21 protein-coding genes are annotated in these 26,989 nt (G+C 39.7%); 11 read left to right on the forward strand and 10 right to left on the reverse strand.

Annotated features, from left to right (window positions below; translation table 11 throughout):
* Position 1: 1 nt before the first annotated feature.
* Together V7K98_RS13905 and V7K98_RS13910 are read right to left on the reverse strand one after the other, a co-directional pair.
* On the reverse strand, positions 2–703 hold the full coding sequence (locus V7K98_RS13905) for an acyltransferase (protein WP_335022684.1): 702 nt from the start codon (positions 701–703) through the stop codon (positions 2–4).
* Between the two features lie 746 nt (positions 704–1,449).
* Positions 1,450–1,614: a hypothetical protein gene (locus tag V7K98_RS13910; protein WP_335022850.1), complete on the reverse strand. Its 165-nt coding sequence runs from the start codon at positions 1,612–1,614 to the stop codon at positions 1,450–1,452.
* A gap of 598 nt (positions 1,615–2,212) precedes the next feature.
* Here V7K98_RS13910 and V7K98_RS13915 point away from each other — a divergent pair.
* Together V7K98_RS13915 and glgP are read left to right on the forward strand one after the other, a co-directional pair.
* Positions 2,213–2,536 carry a hypothetical protein gene (locus tag V7K98_RS13915; RefSeq protein WP_335022686.1) on the forward strand — a complete coding sequence of 108 codons (324 nt, stop codon included), beginning with the start codon at positions 2,213–2,215 and terminating at the stop codon, positions 2,534–2,536.
* A gap of 569 nt (positions 2,537–3,105) precedes the next feature.
* Positions 3,106–5,670 carry an alpha-glucan family phosphorylase gene (gene glgP, locus V7K98_RS13920; RefSeq protein WP_335022688.1) on the forward strand — a complete coding sequence of 855 codons (2,565 nt, stop codon included), beginning with the start codon at positions 3,106–3,108 and terminating at the stop codon, positions 5,668–5,670.
* 65 nt (positions 5,671–5,735) lie between these two features.
* Here glgP and V7K98_RS13925 read toward each other — a convergent pair whose 3' ends face one another.
* Both V7K98_RS13925 and V7K98_RS13930 read right to left on the reverse strand, forming a co-directional pair.
* Positions 5,736–6,203 carry a DUF29 domain-containing protein gene (locus V7K98_RS13925; RefSeq protein ID WP_335022690.1) on the reverse strand — a complete coding sequence of 156 codons (468 nt, stop codon included), beginning with the start codon at positions 6,201–6,203 and terminating at the stop codon, positions 5,736–5,738.
* A gap of 37 nt (positions 6,204–6,240) precedes the next feature.
* Complete coding sequence (locus tag V7K98_RS13930) at positions 6,241–6,981, reverse strand: DUF429 domain-containing protein (protein ID WP_335022836.1); 741 nt, start codon at positions 6,979–6,981, stop codon at positions 6,241–6,243.
* A 151-nt stretch (positions 6,982–7,132) separates the two neighbouring features.
* Here V7K98_RS13930 and V7K98_RS13935 point away from each other — a divergent pair, with 151 nt between their 5' ends.
* The 3 genes from V7K98_RS13935 to V7K98_RS13945 all read left to right on the forward strand — a co-directional run bounded on the left by V7K98_RS13935 (position 7,133) and on the right by V7K98_RS13945 (position 10,852).
* Positions 7,133–8,401 (forward strand): glycosyltransferase family 4 protein, encoded by a 1,269-nt coding sequence (locus V7K98_RS13935; RefSeq protein WP_335022692.1) that lies wholly within the window; start codon positions 7,133–7,135, stop codon positions 8,399–8,401.
* Positions 8,402–8,576: 175 nt separating this feature from the next.
* A complete protein-coding gene (locus V7K98_RS13940; RefSeq protein ID WP_335022838.1) occupies positions 8,577–9,443 on the forward strand; it encodes a calcium-binding protein in 867 nt (288 codons plus the stop codon).
* A 275-nt stretch (positions 9,444–9,718) separates the two neighbouring features.
* Positions 9,719–10,852: an SAM-dependent methyltransferase gene (locus tag V7K98_RS13945; protein WP_335022694.1), complete on the forward strand. Its 1,134-nt coding sequence runs from the start codon at positions 9,719–9,721 to the stop codon at positions 10,850–10,852.
* A 101-nt stretch (positions 10,853–10,953) separates the two neighbouring features.
* On the opposite strand, the gene V7K98_RS13950 is transcribed toward V7K98_RS13945, so the two are convergent.
* Positions 10,954–11,859: an acyl-CoA desaturase gene (locus V7K98_RS13950; RefSeq protein ID WP_335022696.1), complete on the reverse strand. Its 906-nt coding sequence runs from the start codon at positions 11,857–11,859 to the stop codon at positions 10,954–10,956.
* 935 nt (positions 11,860–12,794) lie between these two features.
* Here V7K98_RS13950 and V7K98_RS13955 point away from each other — a divergent pair.
* Complete coding sequence (locus V7K98_RS13955; protein WP_335022698.1) at positions 12,795–14,246, forward strand: AAA-like domain-containing protein; 1,452 nt, start codon at positions 12,795–12,797, stop codon at positions 14,244–14,246.
* Between the two features lie 189 nt (positions 14,247–14,435).
* On the opposite strand, the gene V7K98_RS13960 is transcribed toward V7K98_RS13955, so the two are convergent.
* Together V7K98_RS13960 and V7K98_RS13965 are read right to left on the reverse strand one after the other, a co-directional pair.
* The gene (locus tag V7K98_RS13960) at positions 14,436–14,813 is read right to left on the reverse strand and encodes a hypothetical protein (RefSeq protein WP_335022700.1); all 378 of its coding nucleotides are present in this window, start codon (positions 14,811–14,813) and stop codon (positions 14,436–14,438) included.
* Positions 14,814–15,574: 761 nt separating this feature from the next.
* Positions 15,575–16,246, reverse strand: coding sequence for a helix-turn-helix transcriptional regulator (locus V7K98_RS13965; RefSeq protein WP_335022702.1), 672 nt, complete (start codon positions 16,244–16,246; stop codon positions 15,575–15,577).
* A 100-nt stretch (positions 16,247–16,346) separates the two neighbouring features.
* On the opposite strand from V7K98_RS13965, the gene V7K98_RS13970 reads away from it, so the two are divergent.
* Entirely contained in the window at positions 16,347–17,003 is a 657-nt protein-coding gene (locus V7K98_RS13970; RefSeq protein ID WP_335022704.1) for a DUF3386 domain-containing protein, read from the forward strand.
* Positions 17,004–17,079: 76 nt separating this feature from the next.
* On the opposite strand, the gene V7K98_RS13975 is transcribed toward V7K98_RS13970, so the two are convergent.
* Together V7K98_RS13975 and V7K98_RS13980 are read right to left on the reverse strand one after the other, a co-directional pair.
* A complete protein-coding gene (locus tag V7K98_RS13975) occupies positions 17,080–17,769 on the reverse strand; it encodes a CPBP family intramembrane glutamic endopeptidase (RefSeq protein ID WP_335022706.1) in 690 nt (229 codons plus the stop codon).
* 422 nt (positions 17,770–18,191) lie between these two features.
* Positions 18,192–19,871, reverse strand: a complete 1,680-nt coding sequence (locus tag V7K98_RS13980) for a DUF1565 domain-containing protein (protein ID WP_335022708.1) — start codon at positions 19,869–19,871, stop codon at positions 18,192–18,194.
* Between the two features lie 282 nt (positions 19,872–20,153).
* Here V7K98_RS13980 and V7K98_RS13985 point away from each other — a divergent pair, with 282 nt between their 5' ends.
* On the forward strand, positions 20,154–21,773 hold the full coding sequence (locus V7K98_RS13985) for a tetratricopeptide repeat protein (RefSeq protein WP_335022710.1): 1,620 nt from the start codon (positions 20,154–20,156) through the stop codon (positions 21,771–21,773).
* A gap of 112 nt (positions 21,774–21,885) precedes the next feature.
* Here V7K98_RS13985 and V7K98_RS13990 read toward each other — a convergent pair whose 3' ends face one another.
* Positions 21,886–23,796, reverse strand: a complete 1,911-nt coding sequence (locus V7K98_RS13990; RefSeq protein WP_335022712.1) for an acetate--CoA ligase family protein — start codon at positions 23,794–23,796, stop codon at positions 21,886–21,888.
* 324 nt (positions 23,797–24,120) lie between these two features.
* Here V7K98_RS13990 and V7K98_RS13995 point away from each other — a divergent pair, with 324 nt between their 5' ends.
* The 3 genes from V7K98_RS13995 to V7K98_RS14005 all read left to right on the forward strand — a co-directional run bounded on the left by V7K98_RS13995 (position 24,121) and on the right by V7K98_RS14005 (position 26,980).
* On the forward strand, positions 24,121–24,324 hold the full coding sequence (locus tag V7K98_RS13995; protein ID WP_334859537.1) for a hypothetical protein: 204 nt from the start codon (positions 24,121–24,123) through the stop codon (positions 24,322–24,324).
* 323 nt (positions 24,325–24,647) lie between these two features.
* Positions 24,648–25,487: a cyanophycinase gene (locus V7K98_RS14000; RefSeq protein ID WP_335022714.1), complete on the forward strand. Its 840-nt coding sequence runs from the start codon at positions 24,648–24,650 to the stop codon at positions 25,485–25,487.
* 401 nt (positions 25,488–25,888) lie between these two features.
* Positions 25,889–26,980: a tetratricopeptide repeat protein gene (locus V7K98_RS14005; protein WP_335022716.1), complete on the forward strand. Its 1,092-nt coding sequence runs from the start codon at positions 25,889–25,891 to the stop codon at positions 26,978–26,980.
* Positions 26,981–26,989 lie beyond the last annotated feature (9 nt).

Here is a 26,989-nt window from a genome sequence, read left to right on the forward strand (position 1 = left end):
CCTATTTCTCAGTTTTAACTTTTGCTACCTCTTTACCAATCCGGTTTTTGATTACTCGTGCAGGTATACCGACTGCAACGGAGAAAGGAGGAATATCTTTATTGACAACTGCTCCTGCACCAATAACACTGCCTTTGCCGATGGTAACGCCATCTAATACTGTTACTCCATGCCCTAGCCAACAGTCATCTTCAATCACAATTCCCTTGCGAGTAACACCTTGGTATTTAATTAGCTCCATCGGCTCGGCAAAATTATGATTATTGGCATATATACCTGAGTGGGCAGCAATCATGCAGTGTTTACCAATTTTAATGTCTCCTGGCCCCTCAATACACACGTTGGGAGCAATAAAGGTGTCTTCATCAATATGTATACACGTGTCTTCCAAGCATCCTATATCAACGTTACGCTCAATAGCTACTCTATTTCCTAGATAAATTCTGTTATTTTTGTGTCCTCTAGCATCCAACCGTACACCCTTGAAAATATATACTCCATTGCCAATTTCAATACAAGAAGTACCGTTAAATTCAACACCATTTTGAATATAAACTGGGCTGCCTATTTGAGCAAAAATCCTCCGATATCCTAAATTACGCAATTTTGACCCTAAAAGAATCGTGGGAATATCCCCTAACACAGTAGTCACGAAAAGTTCTTGCACGCGCTGCAATTTTGAAAAATATTGCTCGTTATGCATAGCTACATATCTCTTCAATTAATTGTTGTTGGCAGTATTGAAAGTTGTTTTGCCTGTATCCTTATCTTCTGCCAAGACTAAAAAACAAAAGTTTTTTAATGCTAGGACTTACGCAAAACTACACGCGGTAGGAGCAATTCATGAATTGCCCTACGGAGAATCAAGATTTGGGCTATTTTTTGCGTAAGTCCTTAATACATTAAATTGGTTTGGCAGTATTACCGAAATTTATCCATACTTTTAGATGGCTTTCCAACATTTGGAAAACTTGGATTCTGGTTTTGACTATGTGAGCAATTCTTGAACTAAGGTGTGTATAATTACTCAATTGATATGCAAAGTTGGCTTGGATCGCTAGAATATTTTGCACCAGTCAAGGCACATACAAACTTTGCTTCTCTTCACCAAATTAATTAATCAAAAAACCTTAACGCATTGCAGAGCCAAATCTCAGACTATTAAATTGTCTGATGGATAAATTTCTGGTTTAGATAGGGTACTTTTTTGGCTATCCGGGAAATTTGCAAAGCTTGTTACGCAACTAGGGATAGAGTTGTTAGACATGGAGGCTATTTCCTCTCTGGCAATTTTAGTCTTTTAAAACAACTCACTTCCACAAGCTCTTTTGCAACAAAAAATACATTTAACTAGACTATATTCAAAAATTTGGATAAAATTTATGCCTAGCATCACAATGTAATTATTGTTGGGTTTTTCTGGGCAATCTTGCCCCAATAAAAACCCAATTATGGTGGATTATCTCCCACATCAGCCATCACATTGAAGTTAACCATCGGTGCAAACAAGTAAGCGCTTCCCCGACTGCTATGACGGCTTTCTTGCAACGAATTTCTAGAGTATGTTGCTCCAATCATGTCGCACACGGATGATTTACAGACTAGTAAATTCATGTTTGTAATTACATGAATTGTTTTTAATAACAGTTGTTTTTAACAATAACACATTTTATTTTTAATGGAACACTCTCAATAAATCAGTTGGTTATCAAGTTGCTTGTTGATGATAATGTAAATTAGCTAACTTTTTTCTGGTGCCATGCCTACGGCGGGCAAAGCCTACGCGACTATTAAATAATTTTATACACTTATACTAATTCTATTTGAGGAAAAATATCCTGGTGGTACTTCATTGGATAACTTCTAGAATAGACACTAAGCAACTACACAAATTGACTTTGAGTGTATGTAGTTTTGCGTAAGTCCGATAGTTTAATGATTGGATGTTAAATCTATAATGATATCTACTATACTTGTGACACCCTCTTACTTCAAAATCTCAAAATTTATTTTTTCTAATTACTTGTATTTAAATAATCTGTAAATCACCCATTCGGGTGAGCCAAGAGGGTGATGCGTGCTTGGTACTACTCATTATAAATTTTATTAAAGAAAAGCTAAAACGTAGCTTAGTTTTTAGGAGAAATTCACAAAACAATATTTAATGCCCACATTGAGGTATCGGTTTTAACTCACACACTTGGTTCAAATTATGGCTTTAATTAAAGAAATTGTCCAAGAAGCTCTAGCTATCGGCTATCTGAGTGTTTTAGCCGAAAAACAACTGCGATCGCAACTTCAAAGTAATTATGACTCAGAAGACTTAGATGCCTGGATCGTTTTACAGCGAGCTATTGCAGCAGGCGATGTCAAACAAGAGTCGCGCCGAAAAAAAACTTCCGTCTCTCCTAAAGCCAAGGACGCTTCATCGAGTATCAAACTTGCTTATCAAATGGCAGCCGAGATTGCTTATGCAGCAGCCGTAGCTTTGTCAATGACAAAAAATACCAAAGATCAGCCTTCACTAGGCGCGTAGAATAACACGCTAATATAGTTATTTTCCTGATTTAGTATCAAAAATTATACCAAGTAGTTAGCGCTCGCTTTTCCTAGTTAACTGCTTGGTATTATTTTTACACGTTCCAATTTTAAGTGATGTCTACCTGGATTATTTGGTATCCCATCTCTTTTAACTCACCTTAACCTAAGAATCATAACTGCTTCTTTGTCAGGGCAATTTTATTAAAAAATGATTAAAATTATAATTTTCATGGCAACACCTATGAATAATTTTCACCCTTATCCAAGACCACAGACTGATCCCCGCAAGCAATACTAAAATAAATATAAATTATTTATTCAAAACTAGATTTTTTTAAGTGATGTATGCCACTCAATGATTAAATCTTAATATACCAAGTACATGGCCCAGAGTAACGCATAGAATTAGAAACACCTTGGTGTAAACTTTAGCAACGATGTTAAAAAGAATTCTCAATGCTTAACAAAGTCATCGCTTTTTCACAAACTACAGTATAAAGAATTGGCAACATTGGTAAAGACAGTAAACAATAACCATAACTAAACTTGGAGTTTTGCTAACCTATGCAGCCAATTCGTACATTTAACGTATCCCCTTCATTACCGGCGCGACTCGAACCACTGCGTCGGCTAGCATATAACTTGCACTGGGATTGGAACGTTGAGAGTAAAGATGTATTTCGTCGTTTAGACTCTGACTTGTGGGAGTCTAGCCATCATAACCCGGTGTTGATGCTCGGTACTATCTCTCAATCGCGGCTTTTGGAAGTTGTCGAAGATGAAGGCTTTCTCGCGCAAATGGATCGGGCTGATCGTCAGTTAGACGATTATTTACAAGAGCGCACTTGGTATCAAAAACAACGGGAAGATCAACCAAAAGAATGTTACGCCTATTTTTCGGCGGAATTTGGACTTGTTGATTGTTTACCCGTTTATTCTGGGGGCTTGGGAGTTCTGGCGGGGGATCACCTCAAATCTGCTAGTGACTTGGGGCTACCGCTTGTAGGTGTAGGTTTGCTGTATCAGCAAGGCTACTTTGCCCAATACCTCAATGCTGATGGCTGGCAGCAAGAACGCTATCTGCTGAACGATTTCTATAATATGCCCTTGCATCTAGAGCGCAATGCCGATGGTTCAGAACTACGGATTGCGGTAGATTATCCAGGACGCAAGGTGTATGCCAGAGTTTGGCGCGTACAGGTAGGAACGGTTCCCCTGTATCTGATGGATACCAATATTGAGCCCAACAACACTTACGACCACGACATTACAGATCAACTGTATGGTGGCGATATCGATATGCGTATCCACCAGGAAATCATGTTGGGGATCGGTGGTGTGCAAATGCTCAAAGCTTTGGGGCTGAAAGTCACAGCCTACCACATGAATGAAGGACACGCCGCCTTCTCTGCCCTAGAACGCATCCGCTTGCTGATTCAGGAAGAAGGACTGAGTTATATCCAAGCTAAACAGGTGGTAGCTTCCAGCAATATCTTTACTACCCACACACCAGTACCGGCGGGAATTGACTTGTTCGCTCCCGACAAAATGTTGTACTATCTGGGGTACTATGCAGAGATATTTGGCTTGCCCAAAGAGCAATTTTTAGGATTGGGGCGCGAGAATACAGGCGATTTATCTGAGCCTTTTAGTATGGCGGTGCTGGCGCTGAAAATGGCAACATTTTCTAACGGTGTAGCACAACTACATGGTGTCGTATCGCGGCAAATGTTCCAAGGCTTGTGGCAGAAAGTGCCAGTAGAGGAAGTACCGATCGCAGCAATTACTAACGGTGTCCATGCTCGGAGTTGTGTTGCTAAATCAACTCAAGAGTTATACGATCGCTACCTCGGCCCAAATTGGTCATCAGCACCACCAGATAGCCCATTGTGGGAGCGGATGGAAGCTATACCCGATGAGGAATTGTGGCGCAATCACGAACGCTGCCGCTTAGATATGATTTTGTATGTGCGGGAGCATTTGGTCAAGCATTTGCACGATCGCGGTGCTTCCGCTTCCGAAATTATCCAAGCCCAAGAAGTTTTAGATCCCTACGCTTTCACCATTGGCTTTGCTCGTCGCTTTGCCACCTACAAACGCGCCACCCTCTGGATGCGTGATTTGGATCGGATTAAGCGGCTTTTACTGGCTAACAAAGACCGGAAAGTGCAATTTGTAATTGCTGGTAAGGCACATCCGAAAGATATTCCCGGTAAAGAACTCATCCGCGATATCAATCACTTTATCCGCGAACAACATTTAGAAAAACAGGTAGTGTTTGTTCCCAATTACGATATTCACATAGCCCGGTTAATGGTTGCGGGTTGCGATATCTGGTTAAATACACCGCGTCGTCCACGGGAAGCTTCTGGTACTAGCGGCATGAAAGCGGCAATGAATGGATTGCCGAATTTAAGCGTACTAGATGGCTGGTGGGATGAAGCTGATTACGTCCGCACAGGCTGGGCGATTGGACATGGAGAGAATTACGACGATCCTAACTACCAAGATGAAGTAGAAGCAAATGCTCTCTACGAATTATTAGAGAAGGATGTTGTACCACTATTTTATGAGCAACGGGATAGTGATGGCTTACCTCGTCCGTGGGTTGCCAAAATGAAGGATGCAATTCGGTTGAATTGTCCTTTCTTTAATACAGCGCGGATGGTGGGAGAATATGCACACCGAGCTTATTTCCCAGCTAGCGATCGCTATCATACCCTGACTGTTAATAACTATGCCCCAGCTAAAGAACTAGCTGCTTGGAAAGAAAAACTGAGCGAACACTGGTTCAACATCAGAATCAAAGATGTTGACGTATCGGCAGCTTCAGACATTGAGGTTAACCAAACCGTTACTGTCAAAGCCAAGGTTGACTTAGCAACTTTGGCCAAGGAAGATGTGCAGGTGGAGTTATATCAAGGTGCGATCGATGCCAATGGTGATATCGTCAACGCTGTAACAGTGGTGATGGATTACCAAGGTGAAGATGCACAGCAATTGAGTACTTACACGGGTAATATCACTTATACCGCTTCTGGTTTACAAGGCTTGTCTTTGCGTGTATTGCCGAAAAATCAAAATCTGGCTAATGCTTATGAACCAAGGTTGATTGCTTGGGCAGAGTAAGAGTGCTGAGTAGTTATTAAATACTCAAGATTAGGCGTTGCTAAAAATCAGCAACGCCTTTTATGTTAAAAGTTTTCAGGTAGATAATTAATATCTAGTAGCTGTTCTAAGGTGTAAGTACAAAATTGAGGTAACTTATCGAGTTTTCCCTCAGTTTTATCAATTACATATCCTAACGCATCTTCATAAATTGATGCTAACTCGGTTTCTAAAAATTGATGTAAATTTGTTGTTAGCTGACGTTCTAATTGATTCCTAAAACTTCTAATTTCTGCTTTCCAATGCCCAGAATTATATTGAGACTCTTCTGTCCAATATTGCAGCAATAAAAGATGTCTAATAATTTGTTCTAATAAACTAGCAACCTTGGCTTTGTCTCTACGAGCCAAATTCTCTAACTCCTCAATTAAATTTTCTAAATCTAATTCTCCTAATTTGTTAGCTTTTAATAGCTTGATTGTTTCCTCCAACCAAAGATGATCGTCAATTTCATAAAGTTGCTTTAAACTAAAATTAGGACTAACTCTTTGCATAAAAACTCCTTGAGTTAAATCTTACAATATTACAATTTTAGGCTAATATTCTTTGGGGGATGATAATGTAGCCTGTGGTGCGATCGCCTAATACTAAGTTACGTTGTTCTCCCCAATACCACCAGTATGCAGCAACGTAAGCGCAAATTAGGCTATCTAGTTGGTCTTCGGTGGCTTTGAGGGCTGCGCCTGTGGTGGGGATTTCAAGAGGAAACGAACCGCCAAGCCGCCAAGGACGCAGAGGAGGAGAAAGGGAGGGGAGGATATCTAGAAGATAATTTTGGAGTTTGATTAGTTCTAGGCGGCGATCGCTTAAGCGCCCTTTTTTGTATTTGAGGATGCGTTCTAGGTTGAATAGGTTGACGATTGCTGGGTGGGGGAAGACTTCTATTTGATATCTGCTCAGTTTTTGCGGTTCAATGGTGGGTGCGTGGGCAAAACCACGTGATTCTAATTCTAAACCAAAGTTGATGGTGCGATCGGCGAAGGGTAGGTTTTGATTAGCTGGGTAGCATCCTGCATGATATTTGCCAAAGTATTTGTGGCTGAGTTTGTCGGGGAGGCGACTCCCGGTAGGGTTGGGGATGAGGGTAGGTGCATCTACGGCGATGATGGCTGGTTCGTCTGGTTGGACGCTGCAATCAATCCAGGTGAGGATGTCTGCAATGGCTTCTTTGCGATCTAGATCGAGTAGTTGCAGTTGGCCATCTATCCATTCTAAACAGCATAGTCCGCTTGGTTGCGATCGCCAGCCTAAATCAATACCAATAAATTTCATTGTCATAACACGAATTTGCGATTATTTTCGCATTTCCTGACAACCATTTACCTAATTTTACTTGCTCAAAATCTTAATAAATAATCTTATAATCTTAAAAAGATTGTCTTAATTTATTTTATCTTGCAATAAATTAATCAAGATTGTTCCAATGAAAATATTATTTTTACATCCCAATTTCCCCTCGCAATTTCGCAATCTAGCGATAGTTTTAGGTAAAGATCCTAATTGCCAAGTGGTCTTTGGAACAAACCGTCTAGAAGGGGAAATACCTGGCGTTTTTAAAGCTATTTACACTCCTTCTCGTGAAGCTGCTCCCCAAACCCACCATTATGTTCGCAACCTGGAAAATGCTGTTCTTACCGCGCAGGCTGTCTATCGCGTGTCCGAAAAATTAAAAGCCGAGGGTTTCGTTCCAGACATAGTTTATGGGCATTCTGGTTGGGGGCCGACTTTATTTATGAAAGATGTTTTTCCCAAAGCAGAGTTATTGTGTTATTTTGAGTGGTTTTATCACGCTCACGGTTCCGATGCCGATTTTGATCCCAACGAACCACTAAATGCTGATGATGAATGCCGTATCCGCGTGAAAAACGCGCCGATTTTGACTGACTTATATAGCTGCGATCGCGGACTTTCTCCAACTAATTGGCAGCATCAGCAGTTTCCCAAAGAATATCATAGCAAAATCACTGTCCTTCATGATGGTGTTGATACTAAATATTTTGTTCCCAAACCAGACTCAAAATTAGTTTTACCAAGAATAAATCTTGACCTTTCCCACGTTGAAGAGTTGGTAACTTATGTAGGACGGGGGATGGAACCTTATAGAGGATTTCCACAGTTTATGGAAACGGTGGCACTAATTCAGCAACGAAGACCTAAATGCCATGTAGTAGTTGTGGGAGAAAATAGGGTTGCTTATGGGAAGAATCTCCCCGATGGTCAAACTTATAAACAATTAATGCTAGAAAAATTGAAATCATCTTTAGATTTATCGAGGCTGCACTTTACAGATAGGCTACCTTACAATGAGTATCTTCAAGTTTTGCAAGCTTCTTCTGCTCATATTTATTTAACCCGTCCTTTTGTTTTATCCTGGTCAATGTTAGAAGTAATGGCAGCAGGATGTTTACTAGTAGCCTCTAAAACTCCGCCAGTATTGGAAGTGATAAATGATGGAGTAAATGGACTGCTAGTAGATTTCTTTTCTCCCCAGGATATTGCTAATCGGGTTGAAGAAGCGCTAAATAATCCCCAGGAAATGAAAGCAATTCGGGCGAATGCGCGAGAGACAATTCTGAAGCGTTATGATTTAGCCAAATTGTTACCACAGCATTTGCAATGGATGTTTGCTGGTAAAAATTCTGATAGCTTGAAAAAGCCCTCAGTTTCTAAGGGATTTAGCAGAAGTCATTAGTCATTGGTCATTGGTCATTAGTCATTAGTCTCTTGCATAAATATTTTTTGACTCAAGCAAAGGTGCAAAGAAAAGCCTGAAAAAAACGACTTTTATAAAAAGTATATCAATGATTAGCTATGGCTCAATAACAAATGACAAATGACAAATGACAAATATAAAAGTGATATTTAAAATGCGGATTATTTTTACCATTGCCCATTTTTTTAACCCTAGCAATGAGGGTAGTCATGCTTCCCAACGCAAAGACCCACAACCCCGTTTACAAGCATTAACTAAAAGCCTTACCGCCTTACACGAATTATTTGGTAAATCTCAAAGGATCATCAATATTGCTCAACGAATAGCTTTCCCTGCTAACCAACCCCAATCGCACGAACTAGATATTGTTATTTGTACAACAAAAGATAATCATCTTCTAAATCTGCTTCCCTTACCATCCCATTTATATCAGCATCATTCTACTAATGTCGAACCTCTACTTTTGGGGTTTGAATGCCAAGCTGTTCTGCAAAGCTGTCTCGGTCAGTATGATTACTACTGCTTCCTTGAAGATGATCTAATTATCCATGACCCTTGGTTTTTTATAAAATTAAACTGGTTTACCCAACAAGCGGGAGATTTAAATTTGCTCCAGCCAAATCGTTATGAAGTCTCCGCTCATAATTTTGTTCATAAAGCTTACATTGATGGAGATTTGGCTTTCCGAGTAACTGCTCCCTTTCAAAATGTGCAGGAGCAACAAGAACTCAAGGGTACAATTATGAATGCACCAATTACCTTTCATCGTGCCCTCAATCCTCATTCAGGATGCTACTTTTTGAATGCAAATCAGATAGCTCAATGGGCTAATCAAACTTATTTTCTCGACCGTGACATAAGCTTTGTTGGGCCTCTAGAAAGTGCTGCCACCTTGGGAATTATGAAGACATTTCGGATTTATAAAACCTCACCGGAACAAGCAAGTTTTTTGGAAATTCAACACTTCGGAACTGGGTTTTTGGGGCTAATTGGAGGACAGGTAGGTTTAGCTGAAGGGTAAACCGAATTTAAGAGTTTGGTTGTAATTTAGTTTAGTAAAAGTTCACAGACACAATAGTTAGAAAATTTTAAAAAGATGTATGCTAGTTTAGCAACTTGCTAACTATTAAGAAATATTTAGCCAGCAGAATTATATCTCGGCTAAATCCCGTATTGTATCTTCAAAAATATTCCTAAATCTATGTTACAACTTCTTACACTTTAGTGTTATAAAACTAAAAGAATCTAATGATTGTACTCATGTAGCATTATTTGAATGCTTTTAGGAGTATGACTATGACTGCTGATACTCTGTTGCAAGAAATAGAAAAGCATATCCCTATTGTGGGAGATATAAATATCAAGAGTCCATTGGCATACCAAGTAACTCGTGGGGCTGTTGAGGTAGTCAACACAGTGCAAATGGCAGTGGCAGAAGCTTATATCAATGGATTAGAAGTTCCTGATTCAGTTCTAGAATCGCTCTTCGATACTTGTATGCCAATTTTCTTTCAGTATTTCCCATCTCTCCTGGCACCTTATGAATGGGTATTAAAAGAAACCGATCATCTCGCCGAAGGATCGCGGGAATTAATGAAAATTCAGTACGACTTGCCTCAAGCCATGCTGAATACTATGTTGGGGGATGGGGAACTCATTTATCCTAAGTACAGTATGGGATTATGGGAAAAAGGAGCATTAAACCTTGAGCAATCCCAAATGCAGATGATTGATGATGTGATTGAAAAGCTAGACATCAAGGATGGAGATAATATCTTAGATTTTGGGTGTGGGTGGGGATGTGTTCCTAATTACATTCTTTCTAAGTTCCCCAATGTTAAGTTTACGGGTCTTAATTTGAGTCACGAGCAATGTGAATATATACGTCACAAAATGCAAGATCCTCAGAGTTATCTTAGTTCAGATCGATTTACCCTATATGAAGGTGATTTGAATAATGCAAATTTTGAAACCAAGTTTGATAAAATCCTCTCGATTGGTGTTTTTTGTCATGTTGGTAACTTAACAGTAGCCTTTAAAAAATTAGCTTCGTTTCTAAAGGATGATGGCAAAGTTTTTATTCACATCATCACAGTCCGCATCCCTAATAATATGTCCAGCGTTTACACCCATAAATATATTTTTCCACACGGTCGATACTGGAATTACAATGCTGTTCCTAGCCATCAACAAGACCTCAAAACAGTCAAACAATGGTATCTCAATGGCTTTAATTACTCTACAACACTAACTAACTGGTTACGGAATTTTGACGACAATCAGGCAACAATAAAAACACTAAACTATGGCATGGACTATGCCAAGTTTCGCCGGATATGGAGATTTTATTTGATATGGTTTATTCGCAATTTTGCTAGTTGTGATGGAGAATATAATGGGAATGGTCAATTTTTAATGGTTCATTCTTAACTGGACAAAGCTAGAGTTTTCCCTGATAGGGGTTGAACAAAAAATTTTAATGTCAATTAGATTTTCTTTGCTTTGTTTGAGCAATCTATTGACCAGAATATTCAGACCAATGTCTTTGCTTTAGCCTTAACCACTGAGTTTTGACAGTTTTGGTTTCTGGTACGGGCAATAAGTTCTGTTTCAGAAGGCACTCTTACCTTTGATCCTAGCTTCAGGAATTCAAGCACTCTGATAAACCAAAATGTTGGGTCTGGAAGATAAGCAACCTGCCCCTCTCGCACGGTGATGCCATGTCGGGCTGAAGACTGGAATGCATGATGAAGATTATGCCAGCCTTCACCCAAAGTCAGAAATGCGACAAGCCAAGAGTTCCGACTGTGGTCGTTGGTTATGAACGGTTGTTCGCCCAGGATGTGGCTGAGTGAGTTGACAGTGGCGACACCGTGGAAAAGGACAGTCGTGCTGAGGAAAAAAGCGCCGAGATATTCAGTTCCACCAATGTAGTACGAGAGTACACCGAGAGCAATGGTAGGAATGAAGTGCAAACGATCGATAATCTTCAAAACCACATTACTCTCAACATCCGTGGGAAGCTTTGAGGGAAAAAATTGTGGGGAGAATAGCCATCCAGCTTGAGACCACCAGAATCCTTTTATCCCCTTGAAAGGCATATAAGGAGAGTGAGGATCTTGTTCTTGGTCTGAGTATTGATGATGGGTCATGTGGTGAGCTTTCCACCAACTTGGCCCCATCTGCCCAGCTGAAGCAGCTACGATGCTTCCAACGCAGAGAACTGAGGCTGGAGCCTGGTAGCTATTGTGCGTAAGTAGCCTATGGTAGATACCAGTAGTTGCAAGCATTCGTATTATATATAACCACACGGCCCACAAGCCAGCACCCCACGATAAGCCAGTAGAAATAATTAGTAGCGATCCTAAATGACTCACCACGATCAAAATAGGGCCTACTATGTAAGAAATAATCGTGAGATGAGAGTACTGTTTCATTAGTCTTCTAACGTCCTTATCGCGTTTCCTAATCATACAAGGTACATCATAGCCCCCTCTCTCGAAGAGCGGGGAGGGGGTCGGGGGTGGGGTTCAGTACCTACTCAACTGAGAACCGCTATAAGCTTCAAAATAGAAATGCATCACATCCTTGCCATAGTTAATATTGGCAACGGTAGACACCCACTATTACCAGTATTAACACCATAGAGATATCTTGGCACAATTCGCTTCATAGAATATGAAAAGCAGCTTTAAACCATCAGTTAGAGGTTAAGGTAATTGCACATTTGTCAAGAGGGTGCAGGAAAAAGCGATAAATCAAGCTTGGAGACTGGCTCTTGCCTAGCTTTGACTACTTTTAAGTCTTAATTCTCTGGGGTAGAACAGCTAGAGCGCCAGTCCAGTAGAAGGAGTTGACATAAATTGAACATTTAGAAGTTTCATTTTAATGCGATCGCTAAAAACCAGACTTAAATATTTAGCCCAAAATAGACGTTTCGCCATGACACACATACTTAAGCTTTTGTCAATATATATTAGTGGACTGGCTCTCAGCTGTGCTACCCTACTGCACGTTGCATCCAAAAGAAAATTACCGGGAATTTTATAAATAGCTTTAAGTAATATCTTGGGAAGTTGGCAATAAATAAAGTGAACTATTAAGGGTTGTCATTTTTTATCTACAAATAGTCAAAGACACTTGATTTATAAGCATCAACGGCTTTCACTAGGGGGAGAAAAAATAACAATAAATATAGTTATGTTTATTTATACCCACTCATCTAATTTACCTTGATTGCTTATGTATTATTTTTTACTAAAAAATAGAAATAGAATAACAGGTAAATAACTGTTGAATAACTGTTTTAAAACATGAAACAATGAGAGATAGCTAAGACAGTAAAGAAAAAAGCACACAGATAATTACTGATATGAAGCAATCGAAGAGTACTCGGAAGCGGGGACTTATCCTCACAATCGCTGGGCTAAAGCGTTTACAAGCGGCGATTCTGGCGATGGAAAAGGTTCAAAATAGCGGCAATCACTTCACTCTAGAAGATTTAGGCGATCGCATGAATGTTTCGACCAAAACTCTAAACCGATTATGGTCATTGAATACAGGCGTGGATCAAAAAACCCTGAAATTGTGCTTTACCGCTTTTAACCTAGAATTGTATAGAGAAGACTATGCAATCTTGAGTGAGCCGAACAATACTGAAATATCTCGAACTTACTCGCTAAGTTTAGATACAGATAAAGAAACAGTACCTCCGTCTTTACCTCTAGACTTATTTGTTACTCAGGAACATCATCAACTCGAAAACCTTTGGTCATACCCAGACGGCCCCGTACCTCTAGATTCCCCCTTCTATGTCGAACGTTCTCCCATTGAAGAACTAGTTTATCGAGAAATAATTCAACCAGGCTGTGTGATCCGAATTCGAGCGCCAAGAGAGATGGGTAAAAGTTCTCTTGTGCTGCGCCTGTTAGCCTTTGCTCACATCCAAGGTTATCGGACGGTAAACCTGAATTGCAAACAACTCGATGCGAGTTGTCTAACAAGCCTAAATAAGCTTTTGCGTTCTTTTTGCTGGCAAATTGCAACAGAATTAGGCATAGATCCCAAGCTAGATCAGAACTGGGATGAGGAAATAGGTTGTAAGTTAAGTTGCAATTTATACCTACAATCTTATTTACTCAAGCAGAGTAAAAGTCCAGTGGTTTTAGTCTTAAATGAGGTTGACCGCTTTTTTGAATATCCTGAAATTGCTCAGGAGTTCTTTGGTTTGTTGCGTTCTTGGTACGAAGAAGCACGACAAGATACCAACTTACGTAAATTAAGGCTAGTGGTTGTTTATTCCACAGAAGTGTATGTCTCTCTGGATATCAACCGTTCTCCATTTAATATCGGACTACCGATTCATCTACCAGAATTTACTAAGCATCAAGTCGAATATTTAGCCCAACGGCATGGGTTAGACTGGACTTCTGGTACCGAAGTTACTCAACTGATGTCTCTTGTCGGGGGACATCCAGCCCTAATTCGGATTGCTCTGTATTATCTCTGCTATCAAAGAATTAGTTTAGAAGAACTGATAGAGGAAGCGATCGCTAACGGTGGTATCTATCGTTATCATTTATGGCGACACTGGGCAATGTTGCAAGAAAATTCCAGTTTGGTAAAAGCGTATCTTGAGATCGTTACCGCAAAGCAAAGTATTTCTCTCAATCCCATTGATGCTCATAAGCTCGAAAGCTTGGGGCTAATCGCTTATGAAGGCGATCGCATCCTACCACGTTGCGAACTCTACCGTGCTTACTTTAAAAAACAACTCAGCATTGCTGAATTTGGATATAAACCATTGCAAAAACGTGCAGGGTAATAACTCTCAGGTACTTTTTCTCTCACGCTTCTATGTTCACCGAAACTCTGGGTAGAGGATTCCTCTATCCAGGGTTTTCTAGAGAGTCAATTTTAGGTTTTAGATTTATCCTTAAATCCAAAATTTATCAATTTATAAATCCTACCGTAATTTAGAACTACAGATTTAGAGATTTATAAGGAAAACTAATTAACTATTTGACCAATAAAGTTGATAATCCTCGATCAAAAATGTTCCATTATTGGAAGACATTTTAAAAAAGAAGTAATAATCTCCTGGTTCCCAAATACTAAATTCTTGCTCTTGTTCTTGAGCAACAGCTGTAGAGCCACCGTTCGGGATGGTCATGCTAGCAGTTTGTGTTCCATTCTGCGCTCTCATCAGAAAAACTTCGAGCAGTGAGAAACCTTGTAATTCGGCAGAATAACGGATTTTGAAGCGGATTCTGCCTCCATATCTTAGAGTCTTTTGAACGAAAAAGTTTTCAGTTTGAATCGGATTACCAGACAGTTTAATATTCTGGGCTTGTGTTAAAATTTCGCTCTGCTCTTGATGAACTGAATTCATTAATTTTGCTCCTGAGAAATAATAGGGTATATTGAAGCAATTACATTGTTGACAAATGTCTCTTGGTAAGAATTCAGCACTCAGGAATTAAAAATCAGAACTTAGAACCAGGTCTACTTTCTGACTTTTCACGTTATGTAGAAAAACCTAACCCCCTAACCCCCTTCCCTACGTTCGCGCAGCGTCTCGTTGGCGAAGCCTCTCGTAGAGAAGAGAGGGAAGGGGGAAAATTTAAAGTCTCTCTCCTTTTAGGAGAGAGAAATAGAAGAGAGGTTTTCCAGATACCGTGAAAAGTCAGGTCTACTTTGACTTATATATATGATTAATCAAGTGTTATTGCGTTTCTTAATCATACAAGTTACATCATAGCCCCCTCCTCGCAAGCGGGGAGAGGGTTGGGGGTGGGGTTCTTATACCTCACTCAACTGAGAACCGCTATATTGTGATTCTTTAATTATTCTGATTTCTGAATTATGACTCCTGAATTCTTACTGTCACGTTCGTATTTTCCCGTTATCGCTAAGAAAATGCAATGACAGATAAGACAGATAAGACAGTTAAGAAATATAGTTAAATATTTAATCGAACAACAAAAAATAATCTAGACTTAAGCATGAACTATAGGAATCTGGTTTGATTCCTGAAATTAGTAAGATTTAGGCATCGACAGAAAAAGTTAAATGTGGAGCATTTGAAAAACCACATCTGTCGTAGGGTCAATTTATGAATTACAACTACGACAGATGCTTCTGAATTATTCTTCAAGAAACTTGTATATCTTGTAGCTTTGCCACCATTTCTGCACGCGCCGAAACTTTCAACTTACGAAACATCCTCTTCAAAGCTTGTTTGACAGAATTTTGCGTAATCCAAAGTTTTTCCCCAATTTCTGCATTTGTTAACCCCTGCGCCACTAACTCGGCAATTTGTAACTCACGCGCTGTTAGAGGATTTACTAAAAGGGAATGGAATATTTTTGGTTCTGTCCGCAGAGTTGCCATTTTTGCTGATAAATGAATGCATAAGGCACTCAAATCGGCTAAATCATTGCCATTAAAAGGAGGATTTCCCTTATCACGAGCTAAGTTGAGCGTTCCCACAAGATGACCATTGCAAACAATTGGCCCACTCATGACGTGTTCGTGATCGGAACGCGAACAAAAATGCTTCCAGTCTGCTGGTGATAATAATAACTGTTCGTGGGCGGGAGCGTGACGCTCAACCACGTAGCGCCCTACTGGATTGCTTTCTAAGCAGACTGCTGGAATACCTTGAACATCGATTTCATCTGTTGGTTGCTCATGTAGGAAATAAATGCCCCAATTTTGCACGCCGAAATGCTCACCAATTTGATCCGTTAGAGCTAGCTTTAATTCTTGCTCATTTCGGACATTAGCGATCGCATCAAATACAGCGTGGAGAGAATTAACCATAAGTGTACCCAGTTGGGGACTATCCAAGCCTCAACAATTACTTCTATGCTAATACCAACGAAACTAAAACGCTAATTACAGTAGCGACTAGGAGAAGCACATGACAGTTACAAAACTCTCTGCTCAGGAACTTTTCCGGGCTGCTTATGAGAACCGCTATACTTGGGACAAGAATTTCCCCGGCTATACTGCAAATATTACCTTTAAGCATGACGATAAAGTTTTTACAGGCAAAGTGATTATCAATGCCAATCTCAAAGCCGAAGTTTTAGATGTAGAAGATGAGTCTGCCCAGAAAGCAATTCATGGCCAAGCCTGGGAGATAGCAATTCACCGCATCCGCCGCAGCTTTGATGACACTCACAGCGCCAATACATTTAGCTATGGTAAAACTGACGAAACTGGTGCGGTTGAGCTTTTGATTGGTGGTAAGGCTGAGGGCGATAAATACAAAGTCCGCAATAATGAAGTATGCCATGTTCACCGTCTAATTCACGGTACTTTTGTGACAATTGACACTTTCAGCAGCCATGACACTGGGGAAGGCTACCTCTCCCACCGCTATGACTCTGTATATCATGACCCCAAAACTGGCGAACAAAAGGGCGGTAGAAGTGAGTTTACCGATGAATATGAAAAAGTTGGTGACTATTTCATCCTAAATCGTCGGGAGATTCGCACCGAGACAGCAGGACAAGCATCTATTCAAGAATTTATTTTCTCTGATATCAAATTGTTGGAACCTGTTGCTGCTTAAGTTTTATTTGGGAATTTACAAATTAGCGATCGCTCTTTAGTTTAAAGGAGCGATCGCTTTTATTTTTTAACATGAGTTAAGTAAAAATAAGTTGCCAGCCAATAATAAAAATTGCTATATCCGCAAAAATATGACTGATGTATCCAATCCAAATTGAGCGATAGGTTAAGTAGCACCACGACCATACTACTCCTGCTATAAACACGCCCAATGAGCATAATATAGTCGTTTTCCAATCGAAGTAGGCTGATAGACCTACAACGTGATGAATTGTAAAAAATAGCCCACAGATTACTACAGCCAAAGGGGAAGTTACTAATATTTCACATTTGCGGTACACAAACCAACGCCAGACAAACTCCTCAAGCAAAGAATTGATGAATATCCAGTATGCTGCGCCTACTAAATAAATAGTAAAACTGTTCAATCCAACCTGATTTGCTCTATCTCGAACATATTCAACATCTATCCACTGTGTGCCCAGGAGCCAATAAAAAGTCAAGATTATGGATAGCATCAATAGTCCTAATCCGGCTCCAACTAACAAATCGCGTCCCTTCGGATATTCAAATTTTAAATTCTCTTTATCGACAAATAACAACCAAATAATGGGTATAGCTAGCAACCATATTTTAGAGAAAAGAGCTATTAAATGTCCTATTATTCCAGGAAGGATATACAGTTCAGCTGCAACACCAATGCTAGGAACTGGCACAAGCAACAACAAACCTAGTAGTGCATTTAAATTGGGGCTATCTTTCAACATGCAAAGGTTTTCCTGTATTTCGATGCTTTAAAATTTTCATAATATAGACATCCTATTTAATTTTAAAAAAACTCCGTACAACTCAAAGAGCTTTCTTTACTATTGCCTACGACGCAAATAAATTAAAAAATCAAAGTTGACTGCTATATATACGAAGTATAAAACTTCAGTACGCAATCTTAATTAAAGCAGGTGACACTTTGTACGTCGTCACATAATTTTATTAACTCTTAAAATTTTTTAATATTCAAAGATTACTATGGATATCTAAAGGTAGCAGCCATTAGACTCTCCAAACTCACTAATAAAATGGAGCGCTTAAAAGCACTCCATCGCTACAATATTCTTTTTCTGTTAGCTAACCAAACTCGAACTACTGAAAAAATAATGAGAATGGAAATTAGAACCCTTTTTGCCACTACTTAAGTCACAATATAAGGCGATTCAATCGCCGCTACACGACCAGCGTCTAGCAAAGCTTGGTATACCATTACCGTTACCTCTGCGCGTGTAGCATCGCGGGTAGGATTGAGTTGTTTCAGGTTCGGGTGATTGACAATAATTCCTTTATCTATAGCTTTTACTACCTCATCTTTAGCATAATCAGGAATCTTTGCTTGGTCATCAAATTTAATAGCTGCTGTACCATCAGCAGATAATCCCAACCCATTCACTAGGGATACAATCACTTGCACGCGCTGAATATTTTTGTTGGGGCCGAAGGTATTATCAGGAAAACCAGAGAGAAATAAACCTTGATATGCCTGTTGAATTACTTTAGATGCCCAAAAGTCTGTCGGTACATCTTTGAATTTGCTCACGGGGCGATTTGGTGATGGGTTGAAAGCTTTCACCACTAATGCGGCGTATTGCGCCCGTGTCATTGTAGCATCGGGTTTAAATGTGCGATCGGGAAAACCATTAACTATCCCCAATTTGACTAATTCCCGAATAAATCCACCCGCCCAATGATTACTAATATCGGTTAATTCGATAGTGGGAGTTGGCGTTGGTGTCGGGGTGGGAATTGGTATTGGTATTGGTGTCGGGCTGGGAGTTGGCGTTGGCGTTGGTGTCGGGCTGGGAGTTGGCGTTGGAGTTGGCGTTGGCGTTGGGGTGGGAGTTGGCGTTGGGGTGGGAGTTGGTGTTGGCGTTGGGGTGGGAGTTGGAGTCGGTGTTGGTGTTGGAGTCGGTGTTGGAGTTGGCGTTGGTGTCGGAGTTGGAATGGAAGCCGAACTATCGGCAAACTCTATGTTTCCTATGACTTTAGACACATTTATTTTATTTCCCACAGAAACCAGCTTATTAGAACTGGCATTTTGCAAATCGAATTTACCATTATTTTGTAGAGTATTGCCTCCTGGATTATTGGCACTGCCAATATCTGGTAGGGCAGTTCCAATTACTGTAATCCCATCGTCAGTATTATTTTCGCTAACATTGTTACGCAATACAGGGCGAGTATTGCCAGAGATGACAATTCCAGAACGGTTTTCGGAAATTTTGTTATCTCGAAGTATGGGTGATGCAGTATCACTAATGGCGATGCCAAAACCTGTTTTGACACAGGTATTTCCTTGAATTTGACCTTTGGAATTTTTAGCGATCGCAATTCCATTGGCTGCATTCTCTCTGAATACATTATTTAGAATAGCTGGATTAGCATCACCTGTAGCAAATACTCCTTCCCGTTTACAGTTGATGAAGGTACTATTAGCAACAGTAGGGGCAGTTGATTCAATCCAGACACCACTACCACGACTAGCCAGATTTGTGACAGTTACTCCCCGTAGTTCAGCCTTATCTAGTAGCACAAATGTTACATTTTGAGCCGCAAAAGTACGGCTGAGGTAGCTACCACTCCCTTCAATCAAAATACCATTACCACTGTTTGTTTCATCACCCGCCACTATTACGCCCGATGGAACCGTTAGCGGAAATACTTCACCGCTAGCAGCATTGTAATTACCATTTGCTAGTTGAATCTTGGTGCTATTTGTAGCTACCTTGAGGGCTTGGGTAATAGTTTTGAACGGGGCTTGTTGGCTACCAAGGTTAGTATCGCTACCTGATACTGGATTTACATAAAAAGTCTGAGCCATATTTATACTTCCAAAAAATACATAGCTATCCTAACGCTAACTAGAAAAGTAGGTAGCGGTTGATGCATTAAATAACTTAAAATACTTCTCACTCCGAAGTTAAAAAATTATGCCAATACTTTTGGGTTTTACTGCTTAGACAAGTAATTACATTAATTTAGATTAATATTTGATACATAATGTGAAGCAATTTCGCATAATTCCACCCAAGCTAATTGAAAGGTTTACGGCGACTGGATATTTTAATAGAATAATCTCATCAAAAGATTCGCAGAAATATCAATGGACTGGATTACACTACTGCGATCGCTACAGTCTGATTTTATCAAAAGGTTAACATCTGGTTGTCTGCTTCATTGTGAAACAGAAGGTCAATATAGTGAATTAACTATAATCTCTGGAGAGAGATTAAAGGCGCTACGGGAATTTTGCTGGTTGATGGCTGAGAAATATAAGCGTGTTTCGCCAGTTCGTGACGTTTTTATCAGCTATCTTAAAGGTAAATTGGGTGAGGAAGTTGTCAAAGAACGTTTAGCAGATTTTATTACCGAAGTCGATTATGAAAAGCGGTTCGGCGGCGATGGCAATATAGATTTTACCTTGACTTCCGATCCATCTATTGGTATCGAAGTTAAATCTCGTCATGGTAATATTGATAGAGTTAGATGGTCAGTTAGTTCTGAAGAAGTTGAAAAAAATGCAGTTGTAGTTTGCATTTTGATTCAAGAAGATGTGAGCGAAGCACAATCTGAATATCACCTTTTTTTAGCTGGTTTTCTTCCAACCAGGATGATTAAATTAAAGACTGGTAAAATTTCTTTTGGGATAGAACAATTATTGTATGGCGGTGGTTTATGGTGCTATCTAGAACAGTTACAATCTTCTATAAATAATTCTTCTAAGCAACAATCACCAATTTACAAATATCTTGCGAAGCCGGAAGTATTATCTAAGCCAACTAATAATCAATTTATTAAAGCTTCTTTTCAATCTGAATATAGTGATGAAGATTTGAATATACTTTATATTAAATTGGGTGATGAGTGTTTTGAGAGAGGAGAATATACAAATGTAATTATTAACTATAATAAAGCCTTAAAAATTAGTCATGGTGATGTTGATTTATATTATAAACGAGGTTTAGCTCATTATCAACTAGGAGATTATGAAGCTGCGATCGCAGATTATTCTCAGGCAATCCAGATAAATATTCAGGATGCTAAATCTTACAATAAACGGGGTTTAGCTCTATCTCAACTGGGGCGATTAGAAGAAGCAATTAATGATTATACCCAGGCTATCAGAATTAATCCTAATGTTGCCGTAGCTTATAAAAACCGGGCTGAAGCTCGTTCTCATGTAGGAGATAACCAAGGAGCAATTGAGGATTATACTCAGGCTATTAAAATTAATCCTCATTATGCTGATGCTTATAAAAACCGTGGAATTGAGCGTTATTTATTAAGTTCTCAACCGGGATTTCCCCAAGCAATTAAAATTAATCCTAAAGATGCCATAGCTTATAAAAAACGTGGTAATGCTCGTTCCGACTTAGGAGATTTTGAAGGAGCAATTGAAGATTATACTCAAGCAATCCAGATTAATCCTAATTATGCCGATGCTTATTACAACCGTGGTAATGCTCGTTCCGACTTAGAGAGTTTTCAGGAAGCAATTGAAGATTATACTCAAGCAATCCAGATTAATTCAAATTATGCAGATGCTTATTACAATCGTGGCAATATTCGTTTAGAAATCGCAGATAAACAGGGAGCAATTGAAGATTTTCAAAAAGCGGCAGACATCTATCGCAAAGAGGGTAAGCTAGAAGCACTCAAAGATACACGAGAAAGAATATTAGATTTAGAAATCGAAGAATCATTAGATATTTTGAAATTCTAGGCAATCAATTTATTGTAGAGACGGCGATTCATCGCGTCTCTTGCCTGAACGATAAATTCAGATACCCGACTTCTTTAAGAAGTCGGGTATCTAATGGATTCGCTTACTTAGCTCAAAAAATCGTTCCAGTTTCTTTCAAATAAACCCGCGTAAATGGTTCATCTTCAGCCAAAGTATAATCTTCAATCAATCCTTTGCGACGGATAGAAATATCATTGCCTTTTCTAATCACCACAGTAGAACTATCGAAAACATCCCGCGCTAGTATCATCTCAGTTTCGGTAGGATTGTCCAAAACGACGATATTACTATTTTGGTAAAATGTCCCCTCTTCATCTAAGGTTTCTTCCGCATACTCCGCAATCAACAAATCAAGTTTGGGATGACGCAGCAAAGTTTGGACATTGCTGTTGTAATTTTTGCCTAATACTTTTTTCGAGCGATTCACAAAAACTGCATCACGACAAACAGCCCCTATTATCAAATTGGGATGTTGTAAAAGAATATGGTCAATCGTTTCTTGCAGTTCTTCAACGGAGATTTTATTAAAGGTGATAATTGGTATCCTCGCATCTGTACCCGACTCAAAAAAGGTTTCTAGAATATGAGAAGGTACATCAACACTTTCACCTTCAGAAGGTTTAAGATGCATTAAAACTCCCGGTGCAGCATTGATTTCTAGGATAGCGAAGTTACTAGATTTCCAAGACTCTGAGAGACTCTTGGTAATGACATCAATCCCCAGACAAGTCAGTTGGAAGTGTTGAGCAATATCTTGCGCCAGGATAATATTGTCAGCATGAACCGTGCGTGTTGCATCGATGCTCATACCCCCGGCTGAAAGATTAGCAACTTTACGCAGATAAACAGTGCGCCCCTTCTCAATCACGCTGTCTAACGATAAGCGCTGTTCCTCTAAGTAGAGTTCCATCGCTTCATCAATCTGAATTTTACTCATCGGTGAGGTAGGCGTATCTAAACGTGCAGGTTTGCGGTTCTCTAGGCGGATTAATTCTGCAAGCGTTAAATACCCATCACCGATAACTGATGCTGGACGGCGTTCTGTGGCGGCGACAAATCTGCCATTGACGCACAACATCCGAAAATCCGAGCCGGAAATACTTTTTTCAACAATTATCCGAGTTAGCTGATCTTCAGGAATCGCTGCTAATGCCCTATGATAAGCAGATTCCAGTTCTTTTGAGTCTTGGATGTCAGCTGTAACACCAATTCCTTTGTGACCTACCACTGGCTTAACAGCTATTGGGTAGCCAATTTTTCTTGCTGCTATTAAGGCTTCCTTTTCAGAAAAGACGATATCGCCTTCAGGGACAGGGAAACCCAAGGTTTTCAAAAATGCCTTGCAGTCATCTTTACGGGTAGTAAATTCTGAATCTAGATGACTATCGCAGTTAAATGTCGTTGCTACCCCCCGGACATGTTTTCTCCCAAAGCCGTATTGCATTAATCCTTCTTCCCACAAATAAAAGGCAGGAATACCTTTTTCGTAGGCTGTTCGCAATAAGGCGTAAACTGTGGGGCCACCATAGACAGATGCACGGAATTTATTTTGCAGCCTGACTAGCTGCTCATCAAAGTTAAAGTCTTCGTCTTGGGTAATGGCTTCAAACCAATCCCAAGCAAAATAAACTACCTCTCTAGTTGTGCGTTCGTGTATTGACTGGACGCTAATTCGCATTAAATCTGGATATGGCTTGACAATCCATTGCTTCAGGTGCAAATCCATGTCCAGTTTTCCGACTTCGGACACAACTTGGGCGAACAGATGGGCATGGGATTCGTAGCTTTGGCTGCCCAGATTTGGATAGCGATCGCCAATGCTTGCAATATAATCTTTAATGGGCAAAGGCTCTCTAGATTCAACTAGAGCAAAGTCAAATACTATTGCCCCTATATTCAAATAGGGGTTGGGGCCAACATAATGCTTGAAGTTGAAAATATCGAATACATCCGTTCTTCTAGCATTGATGCGGACTAAATCACTGCTTTTTTGTAGAACCATTGATTACGAACCTTTGGCTAACTAAACACCCTGAAATTTATTTATATGCTGAGTTATGGTTACTCAGACTTCTTGAGTGGAGATTGATTCAGATTACTTTTGGGGAGTGATGGCAAAGCCATTGATCTAATCAGAACTTACATTAACCCTATTAGTAAGCATTTTTAACTATCTCAAGGCATAATTAAATTTTCTTTCCTCAGTAAAGAATTTAGAATAGTAACCTCATCCTCACGAATAGTCAAAGATATAACCTTTGAAAGGTGCAATACCCATCAGAAAATTTGTATAAATAAACATCCAGTACTGAAAAGACAGCCAAGTATGAATACCACACAAGCTGCTCTAAGAGACGAAATTCGAGAACTTGCTGAGGAAGCTTTTCATCAAAAGCTGATCTCTGGGCATGGTGATGGGGCAGACATCAACGAGTATCAAATTGTCTACCAAGGTAAACCCAGGCATCTCCCACTAGAACAAGCACGTTTTTTCTTGACTAACTTGCTTTACACAAGTCGTATTCATTAGAACTTACCATCAGATATCCAATTGCACGATAAATTTTCCGGCAATTAGAAACATAGTAAAAATTGCCTTGAGAACAATTTCTCTAGGCAGTTGCTTTGCAGGTTTTTATTTAGTAAAAGAAAATTAATTTTGAGGGAAACTGTTCTCAAGGTAATTTTCCTGAAAAATCTTTTGGTCTAATTGCGATGTCTAACGACAAGCTGCTTTGCGTCTACGCAAATTTTAATCCTACCTTATATCAGGTAATCTACCATAGGGATGATTTGATAGTTTAATTGTCATGGTTTAGTGAAATTTATTAACTCACATCAGGGGGCATCAAGGTGGAAAGTAATTTCAAACGGCAGCTGGTAATTATTGGGGGAGCCGAAGACAAAGAAGGAGATTCCCAAATTCTCCGGGACTTTGTGCGACGTGCTGGCGGTACGAAGGCGTACATTGTCATTATGACGGCAGCGACAGAATTACCAAGAGAAGTGGGAGAAAATTATATTAGAGTTTTTGAGCGCTTGGGAGCCGAGAATGTTCGCATTATTGATACAGAAACCCGCGAAGACGCATCTTCATCTACCGCATTAGAAGCAATTAGTAAAGCAACTGGGGTATTTTTTACCGGTGGAGACCAAGCTCGCATCACCAACATCCTCAAGGATACTGAAATCGATGTGGCCATTCATAAACGGTTTGCCGAAGGTATAGTTATCGCTGGCACAAGTGCGGGCGCTGCTGTGATGCCAGATAAAATGATCGTGGAAGGTGATTCACAGACACATCCGCGAATTGAAACTGTCGAAATGGGCCCCGGTCTAGGCTTTTTACCAGGGGTGGTAATTGACCAGCATTTTTCCCAGCGTGGACGCTTGGGACGGTTAATTTCAGCTTTAATACTAGAACCTGCTGTTTTAGGATTCGGTATTGATGAGAATACCGCTATGGTCGTCACAGATAGCCAAATTGAAGTGATTGGTGAAGGTGCGGTGACGATTGTAGATGAATCAGAGGCTACATACAACAATATGGGCGAAATTTTAAAGGATGAGTCTTTGGCGATTTTCGGAGCAAAGCTTCATATCTTGCCACATGGCTTTAAATTTGACTTGAAAACCCGCCAACCCATCCCCGGTAATGGCTCTGTGGCAAATCTCCCTGTATCTGTTGCTTAAATCAACACCCAATTTTTAACAGGTTCGATAATTCAATACTTGTAGATTAGTGACATTTATCTTTTAAATATCCTTCCAAATACTTTCAGGAATAGGGGACATAGCCCCTCTTTTTTGGAGTAAAGGGAGGATTTATTATATATAAGTAGAACGGTGTAAAGAATTCAATGTTTGTAGTAAGGACTTTAGTCCTAAGAAAAGGCCTAAAGCCCTTACTACAAGCTAAATTTATCTAGCTTTATATTAGTTAACATAGTTTGATTTATTCTCACCGACTTACTTAGGAGTTACGCAAAAAAGCAGTGAAAGCTTTGATTTACCGTAGGGGCAACACCTGATGAAAGATACCTTCTGCTTTTGGGAATACTAGATTTACCACCAGACTTAACAGAAAGGGGTTGATGCCTAAAGGCAATGGAATAATAGATCGAAAAATACAATTACCCACAACAAATTTAAAACCAGTGAAGCGTAATACAATTACCCATGAATTTGACTCTGGTTCAAACGCACAAATACCACCTCCATACGAAAGTGACGACAATTTATCCGAAGCATCCAACCTACTACGGCAAGGAATTCAACAACAGCAAGCTGGTGAATTAATAGCAGCGCTAAAGTCTTTACAACAATCTTTGGAGCTATTTCAGGCAGTTGGAGATTTGCAAAAACAGGCACAGACGCTTTCTTTTTTAGGATTGGTAACTTACAGCGCTGGAGACTACAAAGGTGCTATCTCTTACTCCGAGCAGTGTTTGTCTTTGCTCAATAACATCTCAGATTTAGCATTGCAAATGCAAGCACTTTCCCATTTAGGCAATTCATACCGTCACCTGAATGACCATAATAAGGCTATTGAGTTTCTAGAAAAGTGTTTAAAAATAACGCAACAGCTGCAAGACAAACGCAGTCAAGTGGCAGCACTGAATAATTTGGGATTGGTGTATAAATCTTTGAGTAACTTTACGCAGGCTATTGAGTATCAGCAGCAAAGTCTAGAAATTGTGCGGGAACTCAAAGATAACTGGGGTGAGGAACAGGTACTCAAAAATTTGGGTAATGCTTGGTATGCTTTGAATAATTACCCAAAAGCGATCGCCTATTATGAACAGTGTGTAGTACTAGCACGTTCCTTAAAAAATGTTCGTAGTGCTTCTCAGGTGCTAAAAAATCTAGGTAATGCTTGTTATGCTTTAGGTGATTATACTAAAGCCATTAAGTATTATGAAGACCGATTGCTATTAGCTAGAGAAATTCAAGACAAGCGTAGCGAGGAACAGTCTTTAGGTAGTTTAGGAGTTGCCTGTGAAGCTTTGGGTGACTATAACAAAGCAATTACATATTATGAGCAACGTTTGCTGTTAGCTAGAAATATCAAAGATCGTCGCAGCGAAGAAGAAGCTCTCGATCGTCTGAGAGTCGCTTGCTACGCCTTGGGTGATTATGCTAAAGCTATGCAATACCAGCAAGGAACATCTTCAAATAATTCGTAATTCGTAAGC

The sequence above is a fragment of the Nostoc sp. genome (assembly GCF_036917435.1).
GTDB lineage: Bacteria > Cyanobacteriota > Cyanobacteriia > Cyanobacteriales > Nostocaceae > Nostoc.